The organism is Streptomyces sp. NPDC085932 (assembly GCF_044540525.1).
Taxonomy (GTDB): domain Bacteria; phylum Actinomycetota; class Actinomycetes; order Streptomycetales; family Streptomycetaceae; genus Streptomyces; species Streptomyces levis.
Genome location: NZ_JBITSJ010000011.1, coordinates 63463 through 83774 on the forward strand (window position 1 = coordinate 63463; position 20312 = coordinate 83774).

Sequence of the window (20312 nt, forward strand, 5' to 3'; positions counted from 1 at the left end):
GCCTACGCCGGGCACACCGGCCCATTCGGCCGGCCGAGGCGGGGCCGCCGCTGCTGCACGATCGGCAAATGCGTAGGGGTGCCATGCCGACAGCCCAACCGCCACCCCTGACCAAATCAGCGGCCATCGATCCCGACCACGGATCACGATCGGGCAACACCGTCAACACGCCGGCGTGGTCGCTCGCGTGGTCGGGTTCGGCCACGCACTCCGTCGGCGCGGCGCGCATGCGATGCGCGGGACGAAGGACGCGTGCGCAAGGGTCTGCGCAGTCGCTTGTGTGCGGGAAGGCTGCGCAACCCGGCCGAGGGCGCCTTTGGTGCGCAGGTTCGTACGCCAACTGCACAGGCTCCATCGCGGCACGAGGGCCACGCACCGTGCGCAGCCGCCTGCCGGGCTCATGCCGCGCTCCAGGGCTGAGGACCCGGGCTGACGAACGGGTGAGCCGTGGTCGGCCTGCCCGCGCCCCGTGGTCGGACTCATGGTCGGGCTGTCCACCACGGTGACCACGGGTGTCGTGTCCGCATCGTGATCGTGGTCGGGGCCTCGTGGTCGGTGGTCAGGTCAGGATCGGCCGCTTATGTCGAGGGCGCAAGCGTCCGTTCTGACCCGGGAGTTCGACCATGTCCCCTGGCAAGCCAGCTTCGCGCAGCGAGGCCGTTGCTCCGATGGCGGCAGGCGCCCGGCTGGAGGCGATGCGGCGCCGGGTACGCGCATCACGCCTGGCGGTGTGGACCGTCATCGCGACCGGCCCGATCGCCCTCGGCGTCACCCTCACCTCCACCCCGGCCAGGGTCGAGGCAGCGTCCTCGACCACGCCGACTGCCCCACGCACCACCACGGTGGCAGCCCACCCGGCCGGCTATGCGCAGCTGTTCCTCCACACGTGGCTGCGCAGCAGCACCAACGACGAGGCGAGTGCGCAAGCCCGGCATGCGCAGTCGATGGCGCCCGGCGTCGACCTGCCCGGGCCGGCCGCGGATGCGCAGTCGGCACCGCAGGTGGTGACGGCGGTGCGCACTGCGCAGCGTGCGCACGGGGTGTGGTTGGTGACGGTGGCTGTGCAGTACGCCGACGCTTCGGTGCGCTATTACGCCGTGCCGGTGGCCACCGATCGCACGGGCGCCTCGTTCACGGTGACCGGGGCGCCGGGCGTGGTGGCCGGGCCGGCCCGGAGGGAGGTGCCGACATCGCCGTACCGGGTGAGTGTGCCGGAGGGTGATCTGTCCTCCGCCGTCGGGGAGTTCCTCGCTGCCTACCTCACCGGTGCCGGAGAGGTGGACCGGTACCTCGCGCCCGGCGTGAAGCTGCTCCCGGTCACTCCCGCTCCTTACAGGGCGGTCAAGGTGCGGCAGATCTCCGCCGTCGAGGAAGCGGCCGCCGCGGCGACCGTGCCGGCCGATGGCCACAAGGCCCGCGTCCTGGCGCAGGTGGAAGCCCGCAGTGAAGACGGGCAGTGGCCGCTGGCCTACGAGTTCACCCTCACGGCCCGCTCGGGCAGGTGGGAGATCACCGCGCTCGGCACGGGAACCGCCGCGATGGGAGGCGCCCGGTGAACACGGTGCACCACACGGTCCTGGCTGGTCAGCTGGACGACCTCGCCGACTCGTGGATCAGCATGTTCCAGGACTGGGCCACTAAAGGGCTGCAGGCGGGTCTGCTCGTCCTGGTCGTCGTGATCATGATCCAGAAGTTCAGCCTCAAGGCTGGCATCGGCGCCCTGCTGCTGATGATCATCGCGCTGGGGTTGTACAACTCCCGCGAGGACCTCTCGAGCATGTTCGAGGACGAGGTCAACAACCCCGCCAAGGGCGCACCCGTCGTCCCCGGCATCGTCCACGGCGCTGGTCCGGGAGCGCGCTCCCACTCTGCCGGCACGGGAGTCACGCTGTGACCGCCGACTCCACTGCCGGGCGGGTAGGGCGCTTTTATACCGCCGCCCGGCGTCATCCCTGGGTCCTCGGCAAAGTCGCGGACTGGAAGATTCCCCTCGGTCCGTACACGCCCGCCCAGATCGCGGTCGCCGTCGGCGGCGGCTTCACTCTGGTCAAATCCATCAGCTGGTGGTCATGGATGGGGCCGATCCCGATCGCGGCCTGGCTGCTGGCGATCTGGGCGGTCCGGCGCCCGAGGATCGGTGGGCGTGCCCCGATGCAGGCGGTGCTGGGGTGGGCGCTGCTCGTGGGGCAGCCCCAGGGCGGGCGCATCGCAGGGCGGGCCGCCCGTGACCGCGCTTCCCGCCCGCTGCTCGGTGGCTTCACGATCGAGGGACCACCCGCGCCCGGATGCGCGACCGAGCCATCCCGGGCGTCGAAGCGGCGCACCCGCCGGGCGCCGTCCGCCGGCGCGGCCGTGGCCCACGCCGGCCCGGCGGAGGCCCACTCGTCCGCAGGCGACCGCAGGCAGGCGGCGTCTGCTGGCTCGGTGGGGCCGGTGTCGGGTGTCCAGGCGCTGCTCGCGCTCGCCGAGCAAGGCGGTGGGCGGTGAAGGTTCCGATCCGTCACATCGCCGGGCACCTCATCTGGTCGACGCACGGCAGCGTGTGGGCCGTTTACCGCCTGCACCCGGGACCGGACGACGCTTCAGGACAGCATCAGGAGAGCGTCTCGGGCACCTACGCACCCGCCCAGGTACGCGACGAGCAACTCGCCAAGATCACACATTTGGTCCGGTCCTTGTCTGGGGCGCCGCGGTTGTTCGGGTTGTGCGCGCAGGTCGATCCCGGCGAGATCGCCCTGCGCATGATCGAAGGCGTCGAGCCGGCCGACACCGCTGCGCAGTCGGATCCGCACCCGTGGGTGGAGAACGTCGAGGCGACTCTTGACCTGCTGGAGGGTGAGGAGATGCACCGCCGCACCCTGTGGCTGGCGGTTCCCCTGCACACCGAGGCCGCCGGCCTTAAGGTGTCGGCGCTTCTGAGCGCAGCATGGGCGGAGGTGGCGTCATCGTTGGGGATGCGGCCGGCGCCGGTGGCCGGGCGGGAGGTGACCGCCTACCGCGAGCAGGCCTCCCGGGTGGAGGCCGCACTCGCCGGTGGCATCGCCTTTCGTCCCGCCCGTCCGGCGGAGATCGTGTGGATGATCCAGCACGCCCTCCACCGCGGCCTGGTCGAACCGCTGCTGACCGAGGCCGAAACCAGCGGCCTGTACGGGGGGCAGCTGCAGAAGGGGGTGCTGCGTTCGCCCAGCTACGCCGACCTGGGCCAGGTGCGTCTGCAGGAAGGCGGTATCGACCCTGACCTCGACGACACAGGCGAACTCAAACCCGCAGGATCTGTCACCCGGTCGGGCCGCACCGCCTGGTGGCGCCTTGGGACCGGCTCGCCGCTGGGGCGGCGCTGGCTGCAGGTCGAATCCGAGACCGGCGTCGGCTACCAGGCGCAGCTCGCGCTGGCCGAGTGCCCGCCCGCCGTCGCCCAGGACGCCGCTGATCTGTTCGCCCAGCTGGAGATGCTGGACTTCCCCGTCGACTACACCATCGACCTCACCCTCGTGCCCGCGGAGAAGGCCCGCGAGCAGGTGCGGCGCAAGAAGAACGAACTCATCGACCAGGCCGACCAGTACGACGCCCGCCCCACCGGCATGCCCGCCTCGCTGACACAGGCCGCCCGCGATTTGGGCGAGCTGGACGCCCGCCTTGCGCGCACGTCGGTCGAAGTCGAGGTGCAGTCCGTCACCGTCCTGACCGTGTGGGGGCCGACCGCAGCCCTGTGTGACGCCCGGGCCCGGGCGCTCGCAGCGATGCTCGGGGGCGCGGACTACCGGGCCGTGCGCCCGGCCGGCCTGCAGCAGGCCCTGTTCTTCCTGGGCCTGCCCGGCAGTGCACGCAACGGTGTGGTGCGGGAGTTCACCCAGCACCAGATCTCCGAGGACTGGGCGCTGGGCGGGGCCTTTACCGCCTCGGAGGTCGGCGATCCGAACGGCATGTTCCTGGGCATCGACCTCGACTGCGGCACCACCCGCCCCGTGATGATCAACGTGGCGGACGCGCCCAAGGTCGACGCCTCCGCCTCCATGGGCATCGTCGGGGACCTGGGCGCGGGCAAAAGCGTGCTGCAAAAGCTCATCGCGGAGGCGGTGTGGGCGCGCGGCGGCTGCGCGATCTGCATCGACCGCACCCCTATGCGCGAGTGGGCGAGCTTTGCACGCACCGCCGCCAAGGGCCGCGTCCAGATCATCGACGCCGCACGGGCCGAGGTGTCCATCGACCCCTTGCGGATGTTCGAAGGCCCCGAAGGCCGCCACTACGCCCTGTCCTACCTGACCCTGCAGCTCGGCATCGGCCCGATGAGCACCAGCGGCGAGGTGCTGCACCACGCCGTCGAGCAGGCCGCCGACGACGACCGGCCGTCCATGCACCGCGTACTGGAGATCCTCCAGCAGATGGCCACGAGCGAGGTGGGAAAGCGGCAGGACGCGGCCGCCGCCCTCGCCGGCCTCATCCGCGTCGTGGCCACCAACCCCCTGGCCCGGATGGTGTTCGACCCCACGCTGCCACCCGTGCAGCTGGACGCCTCCAGCACCCGCGACATGATCGTGATCACGACAGCCGGACTGAAACTCCCGCCCAAGGCGGCCTACGGCAATCCCGAGGTTCTGCACCAGCAGCCGCTGGAGGCGCTGATCGGGCGCGCGGCGCTCTACCTGATCGCTGCGCTCGCACGGCAGACCGCGTTCGAGGACCCCGAAAGGTTCACCGCACTCGTGCTGGATGAGCTGTACTGGCTCACCTCCTCGGCCGAGGGCACCGCGCTGGTCCACGAGATCCTCCACGACGGCCGCAAGCACGGAGCCGGCCTGATCGCCGGATCCCACGACGCCGAGGAACTCGGCCCCGACCGCGGCCTGATGGCCTATCGGGCGCTCGCCCGCACCGCCGACCGTGACCGGGCCCGGCGCGGCCTTAAGTTCGTAGGCCTCGATCCGAGCGACCCGCAGTTGCTGCGGCTGGTGACCACGGGCCTTTCTCCCATCGGCCACGCAGGCCGGGAGGGCGAATTCCTGCTGACCTGCCCGCGGCAGAACACCGGCCGCGTCAAGGTCCTCATCCCCCGTATTCCGCGCATCACCACGTCCATCACCACCACACCGGGACGCCACACCAGCACTGACGCGACCTCCGCGCCGAAGCCGCCTGCCAGCGACACGGCTGCGCCTCGTACGAAGGAACGCCACTGATGGTCTCTTCCGTCCGGGATCGCTTACGACGTCGTGCCGCGGCCGCGGGCGTCCTCACCGTGATCGCCGCATGTGCGGGCCTGCTCGTCCTGACCGCCGAAAGGGGTGTGCCTGAATCCTGGTGGCCCCGCACGGGGCAGGCCTTCGCCGCTCACCCCCGGCCCGCAGATCAGAAGCTGTGCGAGCCCGCCGTCGGCTCCGGCGAGGACGCCTGCAGGCGTGATGGTGAGGCGGCCGGTCCAGCCGAGCAGCCGGGTTGGACCGGCGCGGCGTGGGGGCTGGTGACCACCGGTGCGGGCTTGGCCGCTCTCGTGATGTGGCGGCGCAGCACGGCCCAGGCAAGGCGGCACTGACATGACCCGCCCAGAGGGCGCGACCCTCCGCTCGGCCGGCCTCGTGCTGCTGTTCACCGGCGTCTTCCTCCTAGTGAACAGCCAGGTCGTGTATGCGGCGAGCAGCAACAGCGACAGTGGAGATCTTCTCGCCCCGTTGAACATCACCTCCTCCGAGGGGGTGGCGATCAACGGCTATGAGCTGAACGCGCAGGGCGGCTCCATCGTGTCGTTCAAGACGCAGTCTCTGGCCTTCGTCCTGTCCGGCTTGTTCACCCTCATCCGGCTGCTGGTCGGGCTGGCCGGCTGGGCCGTCGAGGTCGCCTTCCGCTTCCCGCTGCTGAAGATCCTCACCAGCCCGGCGCAGAAGGTGGCCGACGCCTACAACGACGTGGTCGTCGACGCCCTCGGGCTGAAGGGCTTGCTGCTGGCCTGGGCGTTCGTCTTCGCCGGGTTCATGCTGGTGCGCGGCCGGGTCGGCCGCGGCCTGGGCGAGATCTTCCTGACCTTGCTGATCGCGGCGTTCGCCGCGTCCACGTTCGTCCGCCCGGACTACCTGCTCGCCCAGGACGGCCCGCTGGGCCAGAGCCAGACGGTCGCCGCTGAAGTGGCCCAGCGCAGCGTCAACTCCTACGACTGGGGCGGCAAGCTCGCCAGCATCGGCCCGTGCGACGGCATGGCCGGCAACGCCGAGATCAAGTGCCTTGAGCACGAGGGCGAGCGGCCGGTTGCGGCACAGGATGTGGCCCGGCCGATCCAGGACTCGCTCACCAACGCCCTCGTCGTCAAGCCGTACATGCTGCTGCAGTACGGGCGCATCCTCAACCCCGGCAAGGACTCCGACCGCAAGACCTACGCCGTCCACCTGAAGTGGATCACCGGAGGCTACAAGGCCACCGAAGGCGCAGCCAGCGGGAATTCCGGCTGTGACCAGCTCGCCCCACCGGCCCGGCCCCACTGCGAGGAACAGAACGAGAAGAAGGACAACTGCCGCCTGATCAGAGGCCCGGCCCGCGAGTTCTGCGAGCGTGACACCAAAGGCGGCAACCGGCCCGGCTCCAGCCTGCCGGAGCTGACCCCGGGCGGGGAACTACTGGACGCCTCGCAGGCGCTCGTCACCGACGAGGACCGCGAGTTCGAAGCCTTCCTCAACGATCTACGCAAGGCCGGCGACGTCGGCAAGGCCTGCGCCGCCTACGCCGAACAGCCCACCTGGTGGCGCGTGGGCGGGGCCGCACTGCTGCTGATCGCCGCCCTGTTCATCTGCGGCATGCTCCTGTCCAGCGCCATCGTCCTGCTCGCCACCCAAGGCATCTGTGCTGCGGCAGCAGCTGCCGGCGGCGTCGCCTTCGTCGCGGGCATGCTTCCCGGGCCGGCGCGCCAGTCGGTGTGGAAGTGGCTGTCGTTGTGGGGCATCGCGGTCCTGGCCGTGGTCGGCATCAGCGCCTTCGTGCCGTTCTTCGGGATCGCCGTCGACGCGGTCGTCACCGACGGCCCCGAGCTGATGGTGGAGCGGATCCTACTGATCGACGTCCTCGCCATCGCCGGGGCCGCAGGCCACCGACGCCTCCTGATCGGCATCACGTCCTTCGGCCGGCGCATGGCCATGCGGATGCGCTACGCCAAAGTCGGCGGCACCCACCTGCCCGGCGACACCTCCGAACTCGGCGCCGCCCTCGCCATGCACCACCCCGCCACGCTCGGCGGACCCGGCGGCGGAATACGCACCTTCACCGGGGGCGGCAGCCGCCGGTTCGCTTGGCTGGGCACCCGTCGGCGGGTGACGGGGGCGCTGTCCTCGCTGGCCGACGGCACAGGACTGCCGACCGACACCAGTCGCATCCTCACCGACGCCACGGCCGAGGCCGGGCGTGGACTGGCCCCCCTCACCGCGGCTACGGCCGTCGGCGGGCTAGGAGCCCGGCTCGGAGCCAAGGGCACCTACGGGCTGCTGATCGGCCGGCGGCCCGACCCTGAGCAGCTGGCCACATGGCGCAAGCCCACCGGAGAAGGCGATCCAGGGTCTGACGGCCCCAGTGGTTCGCCTGGTTCACCGTCGCCGGGTGCCGGTCCGGGCGGTTCAGGGCCGTGGCGTCCCGGAGGACCTGCAGATCGGTACCGCAACGAAGAGGGACAGATCATCGACCCCGCGACGGGCCTGGTGCTGCACGACCAGAACACCGACCGCACCCTGCTCTCAACCCGCGCACACAACCGGCTGGTGCGGCTGCGCGGATACCGCATCCTCAACCGCGGCGGCCGAGCCGCCTACGCAGCAACCTACGGCCTTCCGGCCAGCATCCGCCGCGCCCGGGTCCGCGGATCGCATTACGCCCACGACGCCCGCCAGCAGGTACGCGTGTGGGGCAACACGCTCCGCGAGGACGGCCGCGCCTGGACCGACACCGCACGCCACCTGACACAGATCATGGCCGAGAACACCGACGCAAGCGGCGGGCCCGGCCCGTCCACCGGCCGCCGCCTGCCGGCCACGACACCATCCACCCGGCCCACCACGGAACCGGCCCCGAGCACCACTCGCGGCGGGTCCGCGCCCACGGCGCACCGGCCCGGCGGGGAGTCAGCCCCGCCTGCTGCACGCGCCGGTGCACCGGCCCCGAGGGCCGGGGCGACCGCACCACCCCGGCTGACGCCACCGCCACGACGGCGGCTGTCCACCGGTTCACAGACCCCCCACCGCAGCGGTGAGGACAACCGGACCCTCCCCCACGAAGACACCGGCCCGGCCAGCAGGGGTGGTCGCAGCGTGGGCCAGGCCCGGATGAGCGAGTTGATGCGCCAGGCCGCGGTGCTGCGCGACATGCGCGAGCGGTGGCAGCGCGAGGACCCACCCGGCGAGGACGCATGAGCCGGCCAAGAGCCCCTCGTTGGGGCCGGTGGGGATGCGTCGGGGTGCTGCTGCTGTTCGCCGCCGTCTGCTGCGCCGCACCGATAGCGGCCTCGATCAACGCCTACCTGGCGGTGACGACGGGCGCCCAGGGCCAGGACGTGAACGGTGAGGGCGGCAGCGCCGCGGACATCCCGTCCCGGATGCTGACCGCCTACAAGAAGGCCGTCCAGCAGGTCGGCCGGCACGTGCCGGCGTGCCGGGGCATGCGCTGGCCGATCCTCGCCGGCATCGCCAAGGTCGAATCCAACCACGCCACGGGCCGCACCATCGCCCCCAACGCCGACATCCGCCCCAAGATCTACGGAGTCCTCCTCAACGGCTCCGGAGCCGGCGGCAACACCACCGTCTTCCCCGACACCGACGGCGGCCGCTTCGACGGCACCGCACACGGCGAGCGCGCCGTGGGGCCTTTTCAGTTCCTGCCCTCCACCTGGCAAGGCGTCGGCGAAGACGCGAACGGCGACAAGGTCGCCGATCCGCACAACGGCGACGATGCCGCCCTCGGCGCCGCCATCTACCTATGCGGCAACGGCCGCGACCTGACCAAACGGACCCAGTTGCGGGCGGCGATCTTCCAGTACAACCACTCCGACGCATACGTCGCGAACGTGCTGGGCTTCATCGAGCAATACACGGCAGCCGCCAAGGCCCCGGCCCTGAACAACGTTACCGGCCACGTCCGCACCGTCATCGAGGCAGCCCTGTCCCAGCGCGGCGTCCCGTACTCGTGGGGCGGCGGCAACGCCAGCGGCACCACGTTCGGGATCTGCTGCTCCCCGAGCGGCAAGAGCGGGGCCACCATCAAGGGTTTCGACTGCTCGGGGCTGACGACGTACGCCTTCGCCAAGGCCGGTATCCGGCTGCCGCGCGTGGCCGCCGCCCAAGCCGGTATGGGCCGGCGCATTCCCGCCCACCTCGGCACCAGCGCACTCAGGCCCGGGGACCTGGTGTTCTACGCCTACGCCCCCGGGCGGGACTCGACGATCTACCACGTCGGCATCTACCTCGGAAACGGCCAGATGATCAACGCTCCCCGCCCGGGCGCCGTCGTACGGCAGGACCCGGTCAGCGCCATGTCCGGCTACGCGGGAGGAGCCCGACTGCTATGAGCACCCCTACCTCCCGTGCGCCCTCCTGGCTCCTCACGGCGTCCTTGGCCTTGGCCCTGGCCGGTGTGGTCCTGCTCATGCAACCGGGCACGCCCGGGACAGCACCGGTGAAACCGCCGGCCGACAACCGAACGCTCAGCCGCTCGTCACCGCCCGCCAGCCTGCAGACCACGCTCCCCAGCCCTCACGTGTCGAAGACAACCACGCCCGCTGCGCCCGGGCGGGGAGAAGTCTCTGCGCTGCCCCCACACGGCGACGGAGCAGCCGGCGACCGGGCCATCCAGCAGGCCCTGGAGGCCGCCTGGCCCGCCGATCTGCCGCCCAAGGACGAGACGCAGCTGCGCGCGGCGGGCCGTGAACTGCTGCGCGCCGACGCCACCGGCATCGGCCGCAGCCAGTGGCCTGCCGTCTTCGGCGCGCCGGATCGGGCGATCGCGCCGCCGTTCGCCACTGCCCGCTTCCGCGTCCAAGCGGTCATCGCCCGCCGCGACGGCGCCGCGCACCGGGCGGTAGTGCACCTGGTGTGGGCCGGCACCGACCGCGGCGGCACGCACACCGACGGCCGCATCAGCGACCTGCACTTCACCCGCACCATGAAGAAGGGACAGCCGACATGGGCCCCGCGGCCTCGCACCTGACGCACCCGGCCGCCGACCACCAGCTCGGACCGGTCCTCACCCTGATCTCCGGGCTGGTCCAAGCCGTCGACTGGCTGTGGGATCACTGGTATCTGCCTGCCGGCGCCATCGCCCTGTTGTTCGGGGCGGCCGAGATGGTGCTGCGCCACCTCGCTGAGCGTGCTGTAACCCAGCGGATGGCCCTGGAACTCATCCCCAGCCCGCACTTCGACCCCGGCCTGGAGGAAATCTTCCGCCGCGGGGTCCCACTCGCCCGCGCCTCCACGGCCATGCCCTGGTGGGCGCCCCGCCGGGCAAAGAGTGTGCAGATCCGGCTGCGCGCCGACGGCTCCCAAGCCTTGCGCTATCGCATCGAAGGCCCCGCGGGCGGCGAACGGCTGCTGTCCATCACCCCCTTCGGCCCCCACGTCACCGTCCACCGCGCCCGGCCCATCGCAGACCCGCCACGCCGGCACGTGGTGCGGGCAGAGTTCCTCCTGCGCGGCAAACCCACCGCGCCTCTGCGCGAGGTTCCCCTCGATCCAGATCCGCTGCAGCCCCTGGTCGATGCCGTGTCCGACCTGCGCGCCGAACTGGGCGACCTGGCCGAGGTCCGCCTCAACATCCAGCGCGCCCCCAAATGGGCTTTGCGCGCCCGCCGGGTGCAGCTCCTGCAGGCCGCACGCCGCCAGGAACACCGGGAAGCGCAACGCGCGGCACGCTGGATGCGCCAGGACGCCACCGGCATGGACGACTCCCTCGCCTGGACCCTGAAAGGGCTGATCACCGGCAAGGACGGCTCACCCAGGCGGCGGCTGGTGATGCCTCCCGCGCCGCGGCGCGTGGAGGCAGAGGAGGCGCTGGGCAAACTCGCCGACGACGACCACCTCGTGCGGGTGCAGCTGCTGGTGCTGTGCGCCTCAAACGTCGAAGGCCGCGCCGAAGCGCGCCTGGCCCAACTGCAGGCCGCGTTCGATGTGTTCGGCGGCCGCTCCAGGTGGGCCATGCGCGGCTGGCGCCTGGGCCCCTGGCGGCTGGGCGCCGACCAGTGGCCCACCCGGCGCAGCTTCGAGCGCCGCTGGCAACTCGGCCTGTGCCGGCCGCCCCGACCCAACTGGGTGCAGTTGCCGGAGCTGACCGGGCTGCTCAAGCCGCCCACCGTGCACTGCCGTCTGCCGCTGCTCGCCGGCGATCTACCGTCTTTCGAATACGCCAACCCCGAGCTGCTGCTCCAGGGCATCTACCGCGCACCCGACGGACGCCGGCGACTGGTCGCCACCTACACCGCCGAGACGCTGTTCGAGTGCGCGGTGGGCAAAGCCGGCGGCGGCAAAACCGAACGCGCCCTGGCCCAGGCCATCGGATACGCCCACGCCGGCGGAGGGCTGCTGTTCCTCGACCCGCACCGCGACTCCTGGCCCCGCGCCGCCCCGTTCCTCGCCCACAACCACCTCATGCGCCGCATCGCACTGATCGATCTGAACGCGGCCGGTCCGGCGTCGCTCATGAGTTCATGGAATCCCATCGCCATGCACCACGGCGCGGCCGCGCACGATGTGGTCGAGGCAATCACCGACGCGTTCGCCTCCATCCTCGGCTGGGACGACGCCACCGCTCCCCGGGCGCTGACCATCCTCACCTCCTGCCTGACCGTGCTCGTCGCCGCCAACCAGGCCGCCTGCCGGGCCGGACGCCCCAAGGACCAGGCCACGATCTTCCACGTCCGGCCCCTGCTGTCCGATGCGGGCTTTCGCCACGCGGCACTGGCCGCCACCGCCCACCAGCTCGACGAGGAGACCCGCTCCTGGTGGCGGACCGTCTTCCCCACCTTCACCCCGGACGCCTTCGCCGTCATCCTCAACCCGCTCGCCCGCCTGGCCGCCAACCCCACCACCCGCGCCTTCCTCGGCCAGAGCCTCGGCGTCTACAACAGCCGCGCCGCCATGGACAACGGCATGATCGTGTGGGTGTGCCCGGCCGGCAACGGCCCCACCGACCGACTGCTGACCGCGCTCATCGCACGCGACCTCCTGCGCGCCGTCCGCTCACGCCGCGACACACCCGCCGACCAACGCCGCCCGTTCCGCCTGTACTTCGACGAACTCATCACCCTGACCGGCGCAGCCCCGGAAACCATCGCATCCATGTTCGAGGACTTCCGCAAATACCAGGTCACCGTGCACGGCATGACCCAGCTCCTGGGCCGCCTGCCCGCCCCGGTACGCATGTCGCTGACCCAGAACGCCTCCACCCTCGCCTCCACAGCAGGATCAAAAACCGCTATCACCGCGATCACCGCCGAATGGGCAGACCAGCCCAGCGCCGACGAAGTCGCCGCACTCAACCGCTACGAGCACTACATGTCGCTCACCATCCACGGCCGCCGCATCGGACCCGTCCGCATCACCGGCCCACACCTGGACGACGTCTTCGCCCACCACGCACAGCCCGGCAACGTCACCACCCTGCAACGCGCGGCCCTGGCCAACGCCGGCGCAAGCCCACTCGACGAATTGCTTGCTGCAGCCACCGCCCAACACGGCCGCCTCACCGCCTTCCTCACCCAGCACGCAGCCACCACACGGCCAGGCCTGAACAAGGACACGCAGGGATACCAATGACCTTCCCCAGCCATCCCCGCTTCCCGGCAGTACACCTCCCCGCCGAGCACCTGGCGTCCCCGCGCCGAGGTGGGGCCGTCCGTCCCGGCCTTCCCCGGCCGCCGGCACGACCCGCGCACCAGCCTGCACAATCCCGCGGGTCCCCTACGTTGGACAACCCTCATCCGCCCCGCAGACTCCACGCCCCATGGCGTGTGCACAAGGGAACACTTACATTGCACATGGCTGGCGAAGATAGAGCTCTCGCGGCAGGCGACCGATCGCCGTTCCGGCGCACCACCGACCGCCGCAGCCGCCCTCTCCGACGCGCCTTGCAACCCGGCTGTTCACAGGGTCTCAGAGCTGCCGGAGCGAGAGGACGCCGACCCCCACACCAACGTCATCCAGCAGCGACCACAGGGCGTGGCCGGAATCATCCGCCCAGAAGCGACACGCCGGAGTGCCAGCTCCATACGCCCTTGAGATTTGCACAGGTGAACAATAGATTGCTGTGGCAACGACCCACGCGCACCGCAACATTCCTCACGTCACAGGCCACCGACAGGAAGGCACGGCCATGCCCCGCACAGCCGTACACACGCCCCAAGCCCCGCCGCAGGACTGCCGGCCCACCCGTACCCGCTCCATCACTCATATGGACACCGCGTTCGTCTTCCACTCCCACGGTGACGACTTCGACCCCGACGACTTAGACCTCGTTCGCCGCCACTTCCCCGGCCGGCACGTGACCCTCGACGGCGACACCATCACCGTCTGGCCCCGCCCACGGGGGACATGATGACCTACATACCCGGCCACCGGCCTCCAGCCGCCTTACCGTCCGCCCTGCACCGGCAGCCCCACCCGCCTGCCAGAACACCCCACCGGCGCACCACTCCTCCCTCCACGTACCGAATCGGCCGGCTCCCCGGCCTCGGGCTCTCGGGCACCTGGGCACACAGGACGCAGGCACTCACCCGGCGGCGTAGCAGTTCCGCTCCGGGCCGCGGACCGAACCGCCCCGCCGGGCGCGCCGACACGGCTCGCATCCGCCGCCTCTTCGCGCCGCTCCTGGTTTCCGGACTGCTGGCCGGTCTCACCTCCTGCTCCGATGCACCAGGCCCTCACCCGGCCGGTGCCGCCCAGCACCGGCCTACAGCCAGCACCTCCTCTTCCTCCCAGGCTCCTCCCCAGCCCTTGGCCACCCTTCACGGCCCGCGCCGCCTCACGCTGGCCATCAGCTCCGCCCTGCGCGACACCGGCGGGTTTGTCACGGTGCGCGGCACACTCACCAACACCGGCACCAAGACCCAAGTCGTGCCGGCCCATCTCTCAGGCGATGAGCCCGACATCGTCAAACACGGCCCCTCACTCGGTGGAGCCACCCTCATCGACTTCGCCGGCGGCAAGCGCTACTACGTGCTGCGCGACACCGAAGGCCGCCCCTTGACCACCACCGCCCTGACCGTTGTCAAAGCCGGCGAACGCCTGCCCGTCTTCATGCAGTTCCCCGCCCCACCCGCCCGCACCCGGCAGGTCACCCTCCAACTCCCGCAGTTCGACACCGCCCCCCTGCCCCTCTCCCGGTGAGTGCATGCCCATGACGCCCAAACCCCACGGCCAAAGCACGGCGCAACGCCTCGCCGTCCTGTCAACCGTCCTCATCGCGGTCACCACCGGCACCCCGTCCACAGCCCACGCCGAGCACAGCGGCCCTGCCACTGCCCCCTCCTCACCCCCGCCCGCACCGCGGACGACCATCGACGCGCACGACCCCGATCTGCAACTGCCCGAATACAGGCAACTGGCCAAGCCGAAAATCCTCACCCTGGATCAGTACAAGCTCGGCCTCACCCACATCGTCACGAACGGCACCGCCAGCCCTCCACCCCAGCCGCGGCCCTTCCCCACCCAGCACCCAGCCCACCCCCGCGAACCCGGCCGCAGGAGCACCGCCCCCGCTGCCCCCTCACCCACCGGCACGCACGACTCCCCTCGGCCAACCGCCACCCCCGTCCCGGACGACCAAGCCACGCCAGCACCGGCAGCACAACTGCAGCATCGGCCGCTCCTTCACACCGCACTCGGCCTCCTCGCCCTCCTCGCCGCCTTGGCCCTCGCCAGGTTCGCCCTGCGCACCCGGCGGCGCGGTCACAAAGATCAGTCCAGCTCCCACGCGCCGGTGACCACGTCCGCAGCACAGCCATCGGCCACCCCACCGCACGGCACTGCACGACTGGACAGGGCCCTGCGCACCCTGGCCCACCACGCGGGCGAGGCAGGACAGGATCTGCCGACACTGCGCGCCGCACGCATCACCGCCGACAGCATGGCCGTGCTGCCCGACGACGAAGCACTCGCACCCGCGCCGCCCTTCACCCACGGGGACGACGGCTGGTGGCACCTGCCCAACGACGCCGACCTGATGGAAGAACACACCACCCACAGCCCGCCCGCCCCCTACCCCGCTCTCGCCACCATCGGCACCACCACCCGCGGCGACCACGAGGCACTTCTCCTGCTCAACCTCGCCTACCCGCAGGCCGTACTCCTCGAAGGAAACCCCACCGACGTCGAGGAAGTCCTCACCGCGTTGACCCTCGAACTCATCACCAGCCCGTGGAACAACGCCCTCGACATCATCACCACCGGCTTCGGTCAGGACCTGCCCCACCCATCACCCGGCCCGCGCGCCACCTACCTGCCCCAAGCAGCCGACGCCGAGCAGGAGATGAGCGAACGGCTGCTCGAAGCCGCCCAGCTCCCCCATCCCGAACTGCGCCCACACCTGCTGCTCAGCACCCACCCCCTGCACGACGAACTCGCCGCCCGCACCGCAGAACTGGCCCAGAAAGCCGCTCCCCTACCCCTGACGCTCGTCGCCCCGGCCGACGGCGCATCCAGGCACTTCCCGCAGGCCATCGTGCTCAACGCCTCACACCACGAACCTCAGCACCTGGACCGCCTCGCCACCAGCGTGACACTGCAGCGCCTCACCCGAAGCGACTACCTGCAGGCCATCACCGCGCTAACGGCCGTCGACACGGCAGACCCAACGGAGCAGCATCGACCCCCCGGGGCGGACGACAGCGCGAACCCGATCGCGGAACCTGGCCCGCCCCAGCCAGACACCGCAACCACCAACCCCGCCGACCGTCCGGCACCAGCGGACACCAACCACAAGACGAACGGAGCCGACGCAGCCTTCCCCGTCTTGCGCGCAAACGGCGCCAACCCCCCGACACCCGGAACGTCGGCTTCCGGCGCTGCAAACGCTGCCGACAGAGCCGGCTTCCTCACGCCGCTCACCAGCACGAAGCCCCGCCGCGCAGTGGATCTGGCGCCGCAGGAGGAGGCCATGACCGGCACGAGCAACACCACAACAACTGAAACCGCACCCGGGCAGGACCCGGAGATTCGCGTCCTGGGGCCGGTGGAAGTCACCGGCGTCCGCCCAAGCGGTCACGGTCCGCGGATCGCGCAACTCGCCGCACTGCTCTACTTCAAACCCGGCCGTACCGCGGACGAACTGTGCACCCACATGGACCCCACCACCCCCTGGACCCCCGCCACCCTCAACGCACGCCTTCACGGTCTACGCCGCGCCCTGGGCGACGACCCACAAGGCCGCCCCTACGTGCCCCGCCGCAGCGCAGGCGACACCCCCTACCGCCTCTCCCCCACCATCCACTGCGACTGGACCCGCTTCCACAGCCTCACCGAACACCCCCTGCATCACGCGCCCACCGACCTGCAGGACCTCGAGCAGGCCCTCACCCTCGTGCGCGGCAAACCCTTCGGCGGCCGGCCCTTGCCCTGGGCCGAGCCCCTCGCCCAGGAAATGACCACCCGGATCGTCGACGTCGCCCACACCATCGCCGTTCACCGCACCGCCCACGGCCCTCACCACGACCTGTCCAAAGCCCGCCGGGCCATCGCCTGCGCCCTCGACATCGACGACACCGCAGAACTGCTCTACCGCGACTGGCTCCGCCTGGAAGCAGCCGCCGAGAACCGCTCCGGGCTGCACACCGTCATCTCCCGCCTACAGCACCTCACCCACACCCTCAACGCACCACTGCAACCACAAACCGAGCAACTCATCACCGAACTGCTCCACACCACTCGACCCCACAGCCCCACCTCATGAGGCCCCCACCCACCACGCCGACGCCCCACGGCGCGAGCGCCGACCACAGCAACCCACCCGCCGCGCCGGAAGCAACACCCCACCCCCAGCACGCTCGTGCAGGCAAGAGGACTGCCGCAACACCAAGCCCCCCGCATCTCAACCGTGTACAGCGCCGCCTCGTCACCGCCGTCATCACCGGTTCCGTCCTGATCGCCGGGATCGGCTTCGCCGGCTCCTACACCGCCGTCAAAGAACTCGCCCTCGACAAAGGCTTCGGAACCTTCTCCTACCTCTTCCCCATCGGCATCGACGCCGGCATCTGCGTCACCCTCGCCCTCGACCTCCTCCTCACCTGGACCCACATCCCCTTCCCCCTCCTACGCCACACCGCCTGGCTCCTCACCAGCGCAACGATCGCCTTCAACGCCGCAGCAGCCTGGCCCGACCCACTCGCCGTCGCCATGCACGCCGTCACCCCCCTGCTGTTCATCGTCACCGTCGAAGCCGCCCGACACGCCATCGGCCGCATCGCCAACATCACCCACAACACCCACCTCGAACCCATCCGCCACACCCGCTGGCTCCTGGCACCCCTCCCCACCTTCCGGCTCTGGCGACGCATGAAACTGTGGGAAATCCGCACCTACCACCAAGCAATCCACCTCGAACAACAACGCCTCATCTATCAAGCACGACTCCGGACTCGCTATGGACGTCGCTGGCGACACAGAGCACCCATAGAAACCCTCATACCGCTGAAACTGGCCCGCTATGGCGTCCCTATACAGCGCACAGCACCCTCTGAATCGGCGGCAGCAAACCTGGGCACGAAGGCCCCACGGCAGCCCATATCCCCCACCACCAACAAACCACCGTCTCCAGGAAACCCCCCGCATATCACGACGGCGGCGACTGAAGCCGTGACCGCAGCACTGAACACAACCCAGCCGCCCTTCATGCCTCTCACGGCCGAACCCGCGCAGGAACCACATGAGGCGCACGCATCGGCACAGGAAGGCGACGACGACAAATTCGCCAAAACGCCCCCTAAAGTCACTGCGTCTCCTTCCGCCCGATCAAATAATGCCCACAAAAACGCAGGACAAGGCAGACAAGGCAGTGCCCGCAAACCAATCAAACTCACGTCTCAGGAATATTCGCCGCCCGGCAAGAACAGCTATCACGCGCCCCACACGCAGCTCTTTGATCGATTCCAGTCAGCGCGCCGAGGGGCAACTTCTAAACCGTCGGGCAACACACCTCACCACCCAGTCGAGGGCCCATCCGCACAGCCACACACTGCCGTCGGACACCGAACGGGCCTCAGCAAAGTCGACCGCTACTACCTTGCCTGGATCACATATAGAAAAGAGCACGGCAGAGAACCCACCGGTCAGCAGCTCTCTGCCTACCTCGCAGCCCATGGCGTACACGGACGGGACGGGAATCCGATCAGCCCGGCCACCCTGCGCCGCTATTTCCTCTCCTACCGTATCTACAACGTCTGGGCAGAACATCGGGTCCACACCCCACAGCCCTCCCCCGAGGACATAGCTCGGGAATGCACCACCCTCGGAATAACCGCCCAATACAATGCGCCTATCACCACCCGCCACATCGCCACAAACATCAACACCTTTGAACGGCGCTGGCACAAGCTCCAACACCAGCACCCCACACATGACGCCGACACAACTGAACGTTCGGTCAGTTCAGAAAGGCCGTAGTCGACAGCGCGGTCATCAATCGTACGGCGAATGGATCTTCGAGCTCGGGCTCTCGGAGAGCATCGAGCGCGGAATCTTGGCGGGGTTCGAGATTCGACGTGCTGGAGATCCGCGACCCCTCCCCCGTCCTCGGTGAATCGGAGGAGGCGCAGCGCGGCCGGCGCCTGGCGCTGCTGCAGACCGCACTCCTGGAGCACTCCGCCCGGTGGAACCTCAAGACGGTGATGACGTTCCACCAGCGGGTCGAAGAAGTCGCCGCGTTCGCGGACAAGCTGCCGCAGACCGCTGCCGAGCTGTACGTCAGCGACGCCACGGATGAGGACCTGGCCGCCGCCAACAAGCTGCCGAAGTCGTTCATCGACGCGGAGTTCTACGAACTCGCGGCCGGCCGCCACGTCCCGCCGGAGCGGGTGTGGTCGGCGTGGCTGTGCGGCAACCATCTCGTCTCCGAGCGGCGCGAGACCCTGCGGTAGTTCGCCTAGGGGTGCCGACCATGATCCACAGGCACTCGACACCTGCGACCGGGCGGGGCGCCGGATCCAGCGCGAGTGATGGTCACAGGCGCTGGATGATCCGGCAGACCGTCGCCGAAGAGTCCCGAACGAACAGCGAGACGAACTGCTGCATGGCGAGGTTCGTGCGGTAGTACGCCGCCACCAGCAGAACCCGTCCGCCAGCGGGTGTACCGCCCTTTAGACAGTGTCTGCTCGCCCACACGAGGACGTCAGTGTGTTGGCTCGTCTCGGGGCGCGGCAGTTCGCACCTCGCCCTCTGGGCGGCCGACGGTGCTTTCGAGCTCCTTGCCAGAGAGCATTCCCACGCTGACCCCACCTGCCTGGAGCTGCCTTCATGGCGACGATGATCCCCGGCCACCACCCGAACGAGCTCTACGGCGCGCGAGAATGAGGCTTCACCACACACTCTTCGACGAGCGGGCCTACCGGTTCTGGGTCAGCTTTCCGCTTGCCTAGAGTGCTGCCTGCCGGTACACGTGCAAACGGCTCTGTGCCGGCGAGAAAGCGCCGGTAGGGCGGCGGGTTACCAATCTCGCGCTGAGCGAGACGGAGGTCTGCCTGTCGACTGCCCAGTGACGCGCCGGAGAAGGGCGGCACGCTTCAGCACACCAAGGCCCAGTACGGAATGAGTAGCAGCGCAACCACGGCGACCCACTGGGTTGTAGACAACGATCTGTGCTGTCGTTGATGGCGGTGGCCCCGCAGCGGGTCGGTGACCAGGCGGTAGGCACTGTACGCCACGATGTAGAGGATGAGGCTAGGTGGAGCACTCGCAGGTCCCGCTAGGGTTATGGCCGAAAGTGCCGCAAAAGCCACGAGATTGAAGGCTGCGTCGAGCAACTGGCAGGGGAAGACTCGGTGACCGGGATGAGGCCCTGGAGTGTACGTTCGCCAGCCGGTGCGGCGGGGCACCAAGAGGTCGCGCTGGTAGAGGACCCCCCATCGAGAAAATCGTCCATAGCAGCATCCGCCGAGAAGACAGCCGATCCTGACTGTACCGATCATCAGGGGCAGCGCGAGGCCCAAGAAGTCAGCATCACGGTCCAGCGGTTGGCCCAGAGCGTGGCTCAAGAGCAAATGGCAGGGAAGCAAGAAAATACTGTCTATGAGTGCGCTGCGTGCCTCGATTCCAGTAACCGACTTCTTGATGACGAGCAGGAGCGGATACAGTGGGTAGTAAAAGACCACGAAG

The 20312-nt window shown here is 69.8% G+C and carries 12 protein-coding genes and 1 pseudogene; 12 read left to right on the forward strand and 1 reads right to left on the reverse strand.

The genetic code is table 11. The features are described 5' to 3' along the window. Positions 1–623: 623 nt before the first annotated feature. From ACIGAQ_RS37025 to ACIGAQ_RS37080, 12 genes and pseudogenes are all read left to right on the forward strand, one after another. Positions 624–1556, forward strand: a complete 933-nt coding sequence (locus tag ACIGAQ_RS37025) for a conjugal transfer protein (RefSeq protein WP_399791027.1) — start codon at positions 624–626, stop codon at positions 1554–1556. Beyond that, positions 1553–1894 carry a hypothetical protein gene (locus tag ACIGAQ_RS37030; RefSeq protein ID WP_399791030.1) on the forward strand — a complete coding sequence of 114 codons (342 nt, stop codon included), beginning with the start codon at positions 1553–1555 and terminating at the stop codon, positions 1892–1894. The genes ACIGAQ_RS37025 and ACIGAQ_RS37030 overlap by 4 nt, the downstream gene beginning before the upstream one ends. After that, positions 1891–2487, forward strand: a complete 597-nt coding sequence (locus tag ACIGAQ_RS37035; RefSeq protein WP_399791033.1) for a hypothetical protein — start codon at positions 1891–1893, stop codon at positions 2485–2487. The genes ACIGAQ_RS37030 and ACIGAQ_RS37035 overlap by 4 nt, the downstream gene beginning before the upstream one ends. Further along, on the forward strand, positions 2484–5177 hold the full coding sequence (locus ACIGAQ_RS37040; RefSeq protein ID WP_399791036.1) for an ATP-binding protein: 2694 nt from the start codon (positions 2484–2486) through the stop codon (positions 5175–5177). The genes ACIGAQ_RS37035 and ACIGAQ_RS37040 overlap by 4 nt, the downstream gene beginning before the upstream one ends. A gap of 354 nt (positions 5178–5531) precedes the next feature. Further along, positions 5532–8378 (forward strand): hypothetical protein, encoded by a 2847-nt coding sequence (locus ACIGAQ_RS37045; RefSeq protein ID WP_399791039.1) that lies wholly within the window; start codon positions 5532–5534, stop codon positions 8376–8378. 44 nt (positions 8379–8422) lie between these two features. Beyond that, the gene (locus tag ACIGAQ_RS37050) at positions 8423–9529 is read left to right on the forward strand and encodes an NlpC/P60 family protein (protein WP_399791042.1); all 1107 of its coding nucleotides are present in this window, start codon (positions 8423–8425) and stop codon (positions 9527–9529) included. A gap of 188 nt (positions 9530–9717) precedes the next feature. Beyond that, on the forward strand, positions 9718–10167 hold the full coding sequence (locus ACIGAQ_RS37055; RefSeq protein ID WP_399791045.1) for a hypothetical protein: 450 nt from the start codon (positions 9718–9720) through the stop codon (positions 10165–10167). Continuing rightward, the gene (locus ACIGAQ_RS37060) at positions 10143–12767 is read left to right on the forward strand and encodes an ATP/GTP-binding protein (protein WP_399791047.1); all 2625 of its coding nucleotides are present in this window, start codon (positions 10143–10145) and stop codon (positions 12765–12767) included. The genes ACIGAQ_RS37055 and ACIGAQ_RS37060 overlap by 25 nt, the downstream gene beginning before the upstream one ends. Before the next feature lie 1176 nt (positions 12768–13943). Continuing rightward, positions 13944–14336 carry a hypothetical protein gene (locus tag ACIGAQ_RS37065; RefSeq protein ID WP_311688155.1) on the forward strand — a complete coding sequence of 131 codons (393 nt, stop codon included), beginning with the start codon at positions 13944–13946 and terminating at the stop codon, positions 14334–14336. A gap of 10 nt (positions 14337–14346) precedes the next feature. Next, positions 14347–16896: a hypothetical protein gene (locus ACIGAQ_RS37070; RefSeq protein ID WP_399791051.1), complete on the forward strand. Its 2550-nt coding sequence runs from the start codon at positions 14347–14349 to the stop codon at positions 16894–16896. Beyond that, positions 16893–18605: a DUF2637 domain-containing protein gene (locus ACIGAQ_RS37075; protein WP_399791054.1), complete on the forward strand. Its 1713-nt coding sequence runs from the start codon at positions 16893–16895 to the stop codon at positions 18603–18605. The genes ACIGAQ_RS37070 and ACIGAQ_RS37075 overlap by 4 nt, the downstream gene beginning before the upstream one ends. A 22-nt stretch (positions 18606–18627) precedes the next feature. Further along, positions 18628–19075 (forward strand): annotated as a pseudogene (locus ACIGAQ_RS37080) (helicase); the annotation flags it as partial. 645 nt (positions 19076–19720) lie between these two features. Here the strand turns inward: ACIGAQ_RS37080 and ACIGAQ_RS37085 are convergent. After that, positions 19721–20312 (reverse strand): prolipoprotein diacylglyceryl transferase family protein (locus ACIGAQ_RS37085; RefSeq protein WP_399791057.1); only part of this gene is annotated, 592 nt, incomplete at its 5' end.

Excerpts from the sequence above, each read along its gene's own strand:
- ACIGAQ_RS37060 (WP_399791047.1), top strand. The coding sequence starts at position 10,143 with ATGGGCCCCGCGGCCTCGCACCTGACGCACCCGGCCGCCGACCACCAG.
- ACIGAQ_RS37075 (WP_399791054.1), top strand. The coding sequence starts at position 16,893 with ATGAGGCCCCCACCCACCACGCCGACGCCCCACGGCGCGAGCGCCGAC.
- ACIGAQ_RS37025 (WP_399791027.1), top strand. The coding sequence starts at position 624 with ATGTCCCCTGGCAAGCCAGCTTCGCGCAGCGAGGCCGTTGCTCCGATG.
- ACIGAQ_RS37045 (WP_399791039.1), top strand. The coding sequence starts at position 5,532 with ATGACCCGCCCAGAGGGCGCGACCCTCCGCTCGGCCGGCCTCGTGCTG.
- ACIGAQ_RS37070 (WP_399791051.1), top strand. The coding sequence starts at position 14,347 with ATGACGCCCAAACCCCACGGCCAAAGCACGGCGCAACGCCTCGCCGTC.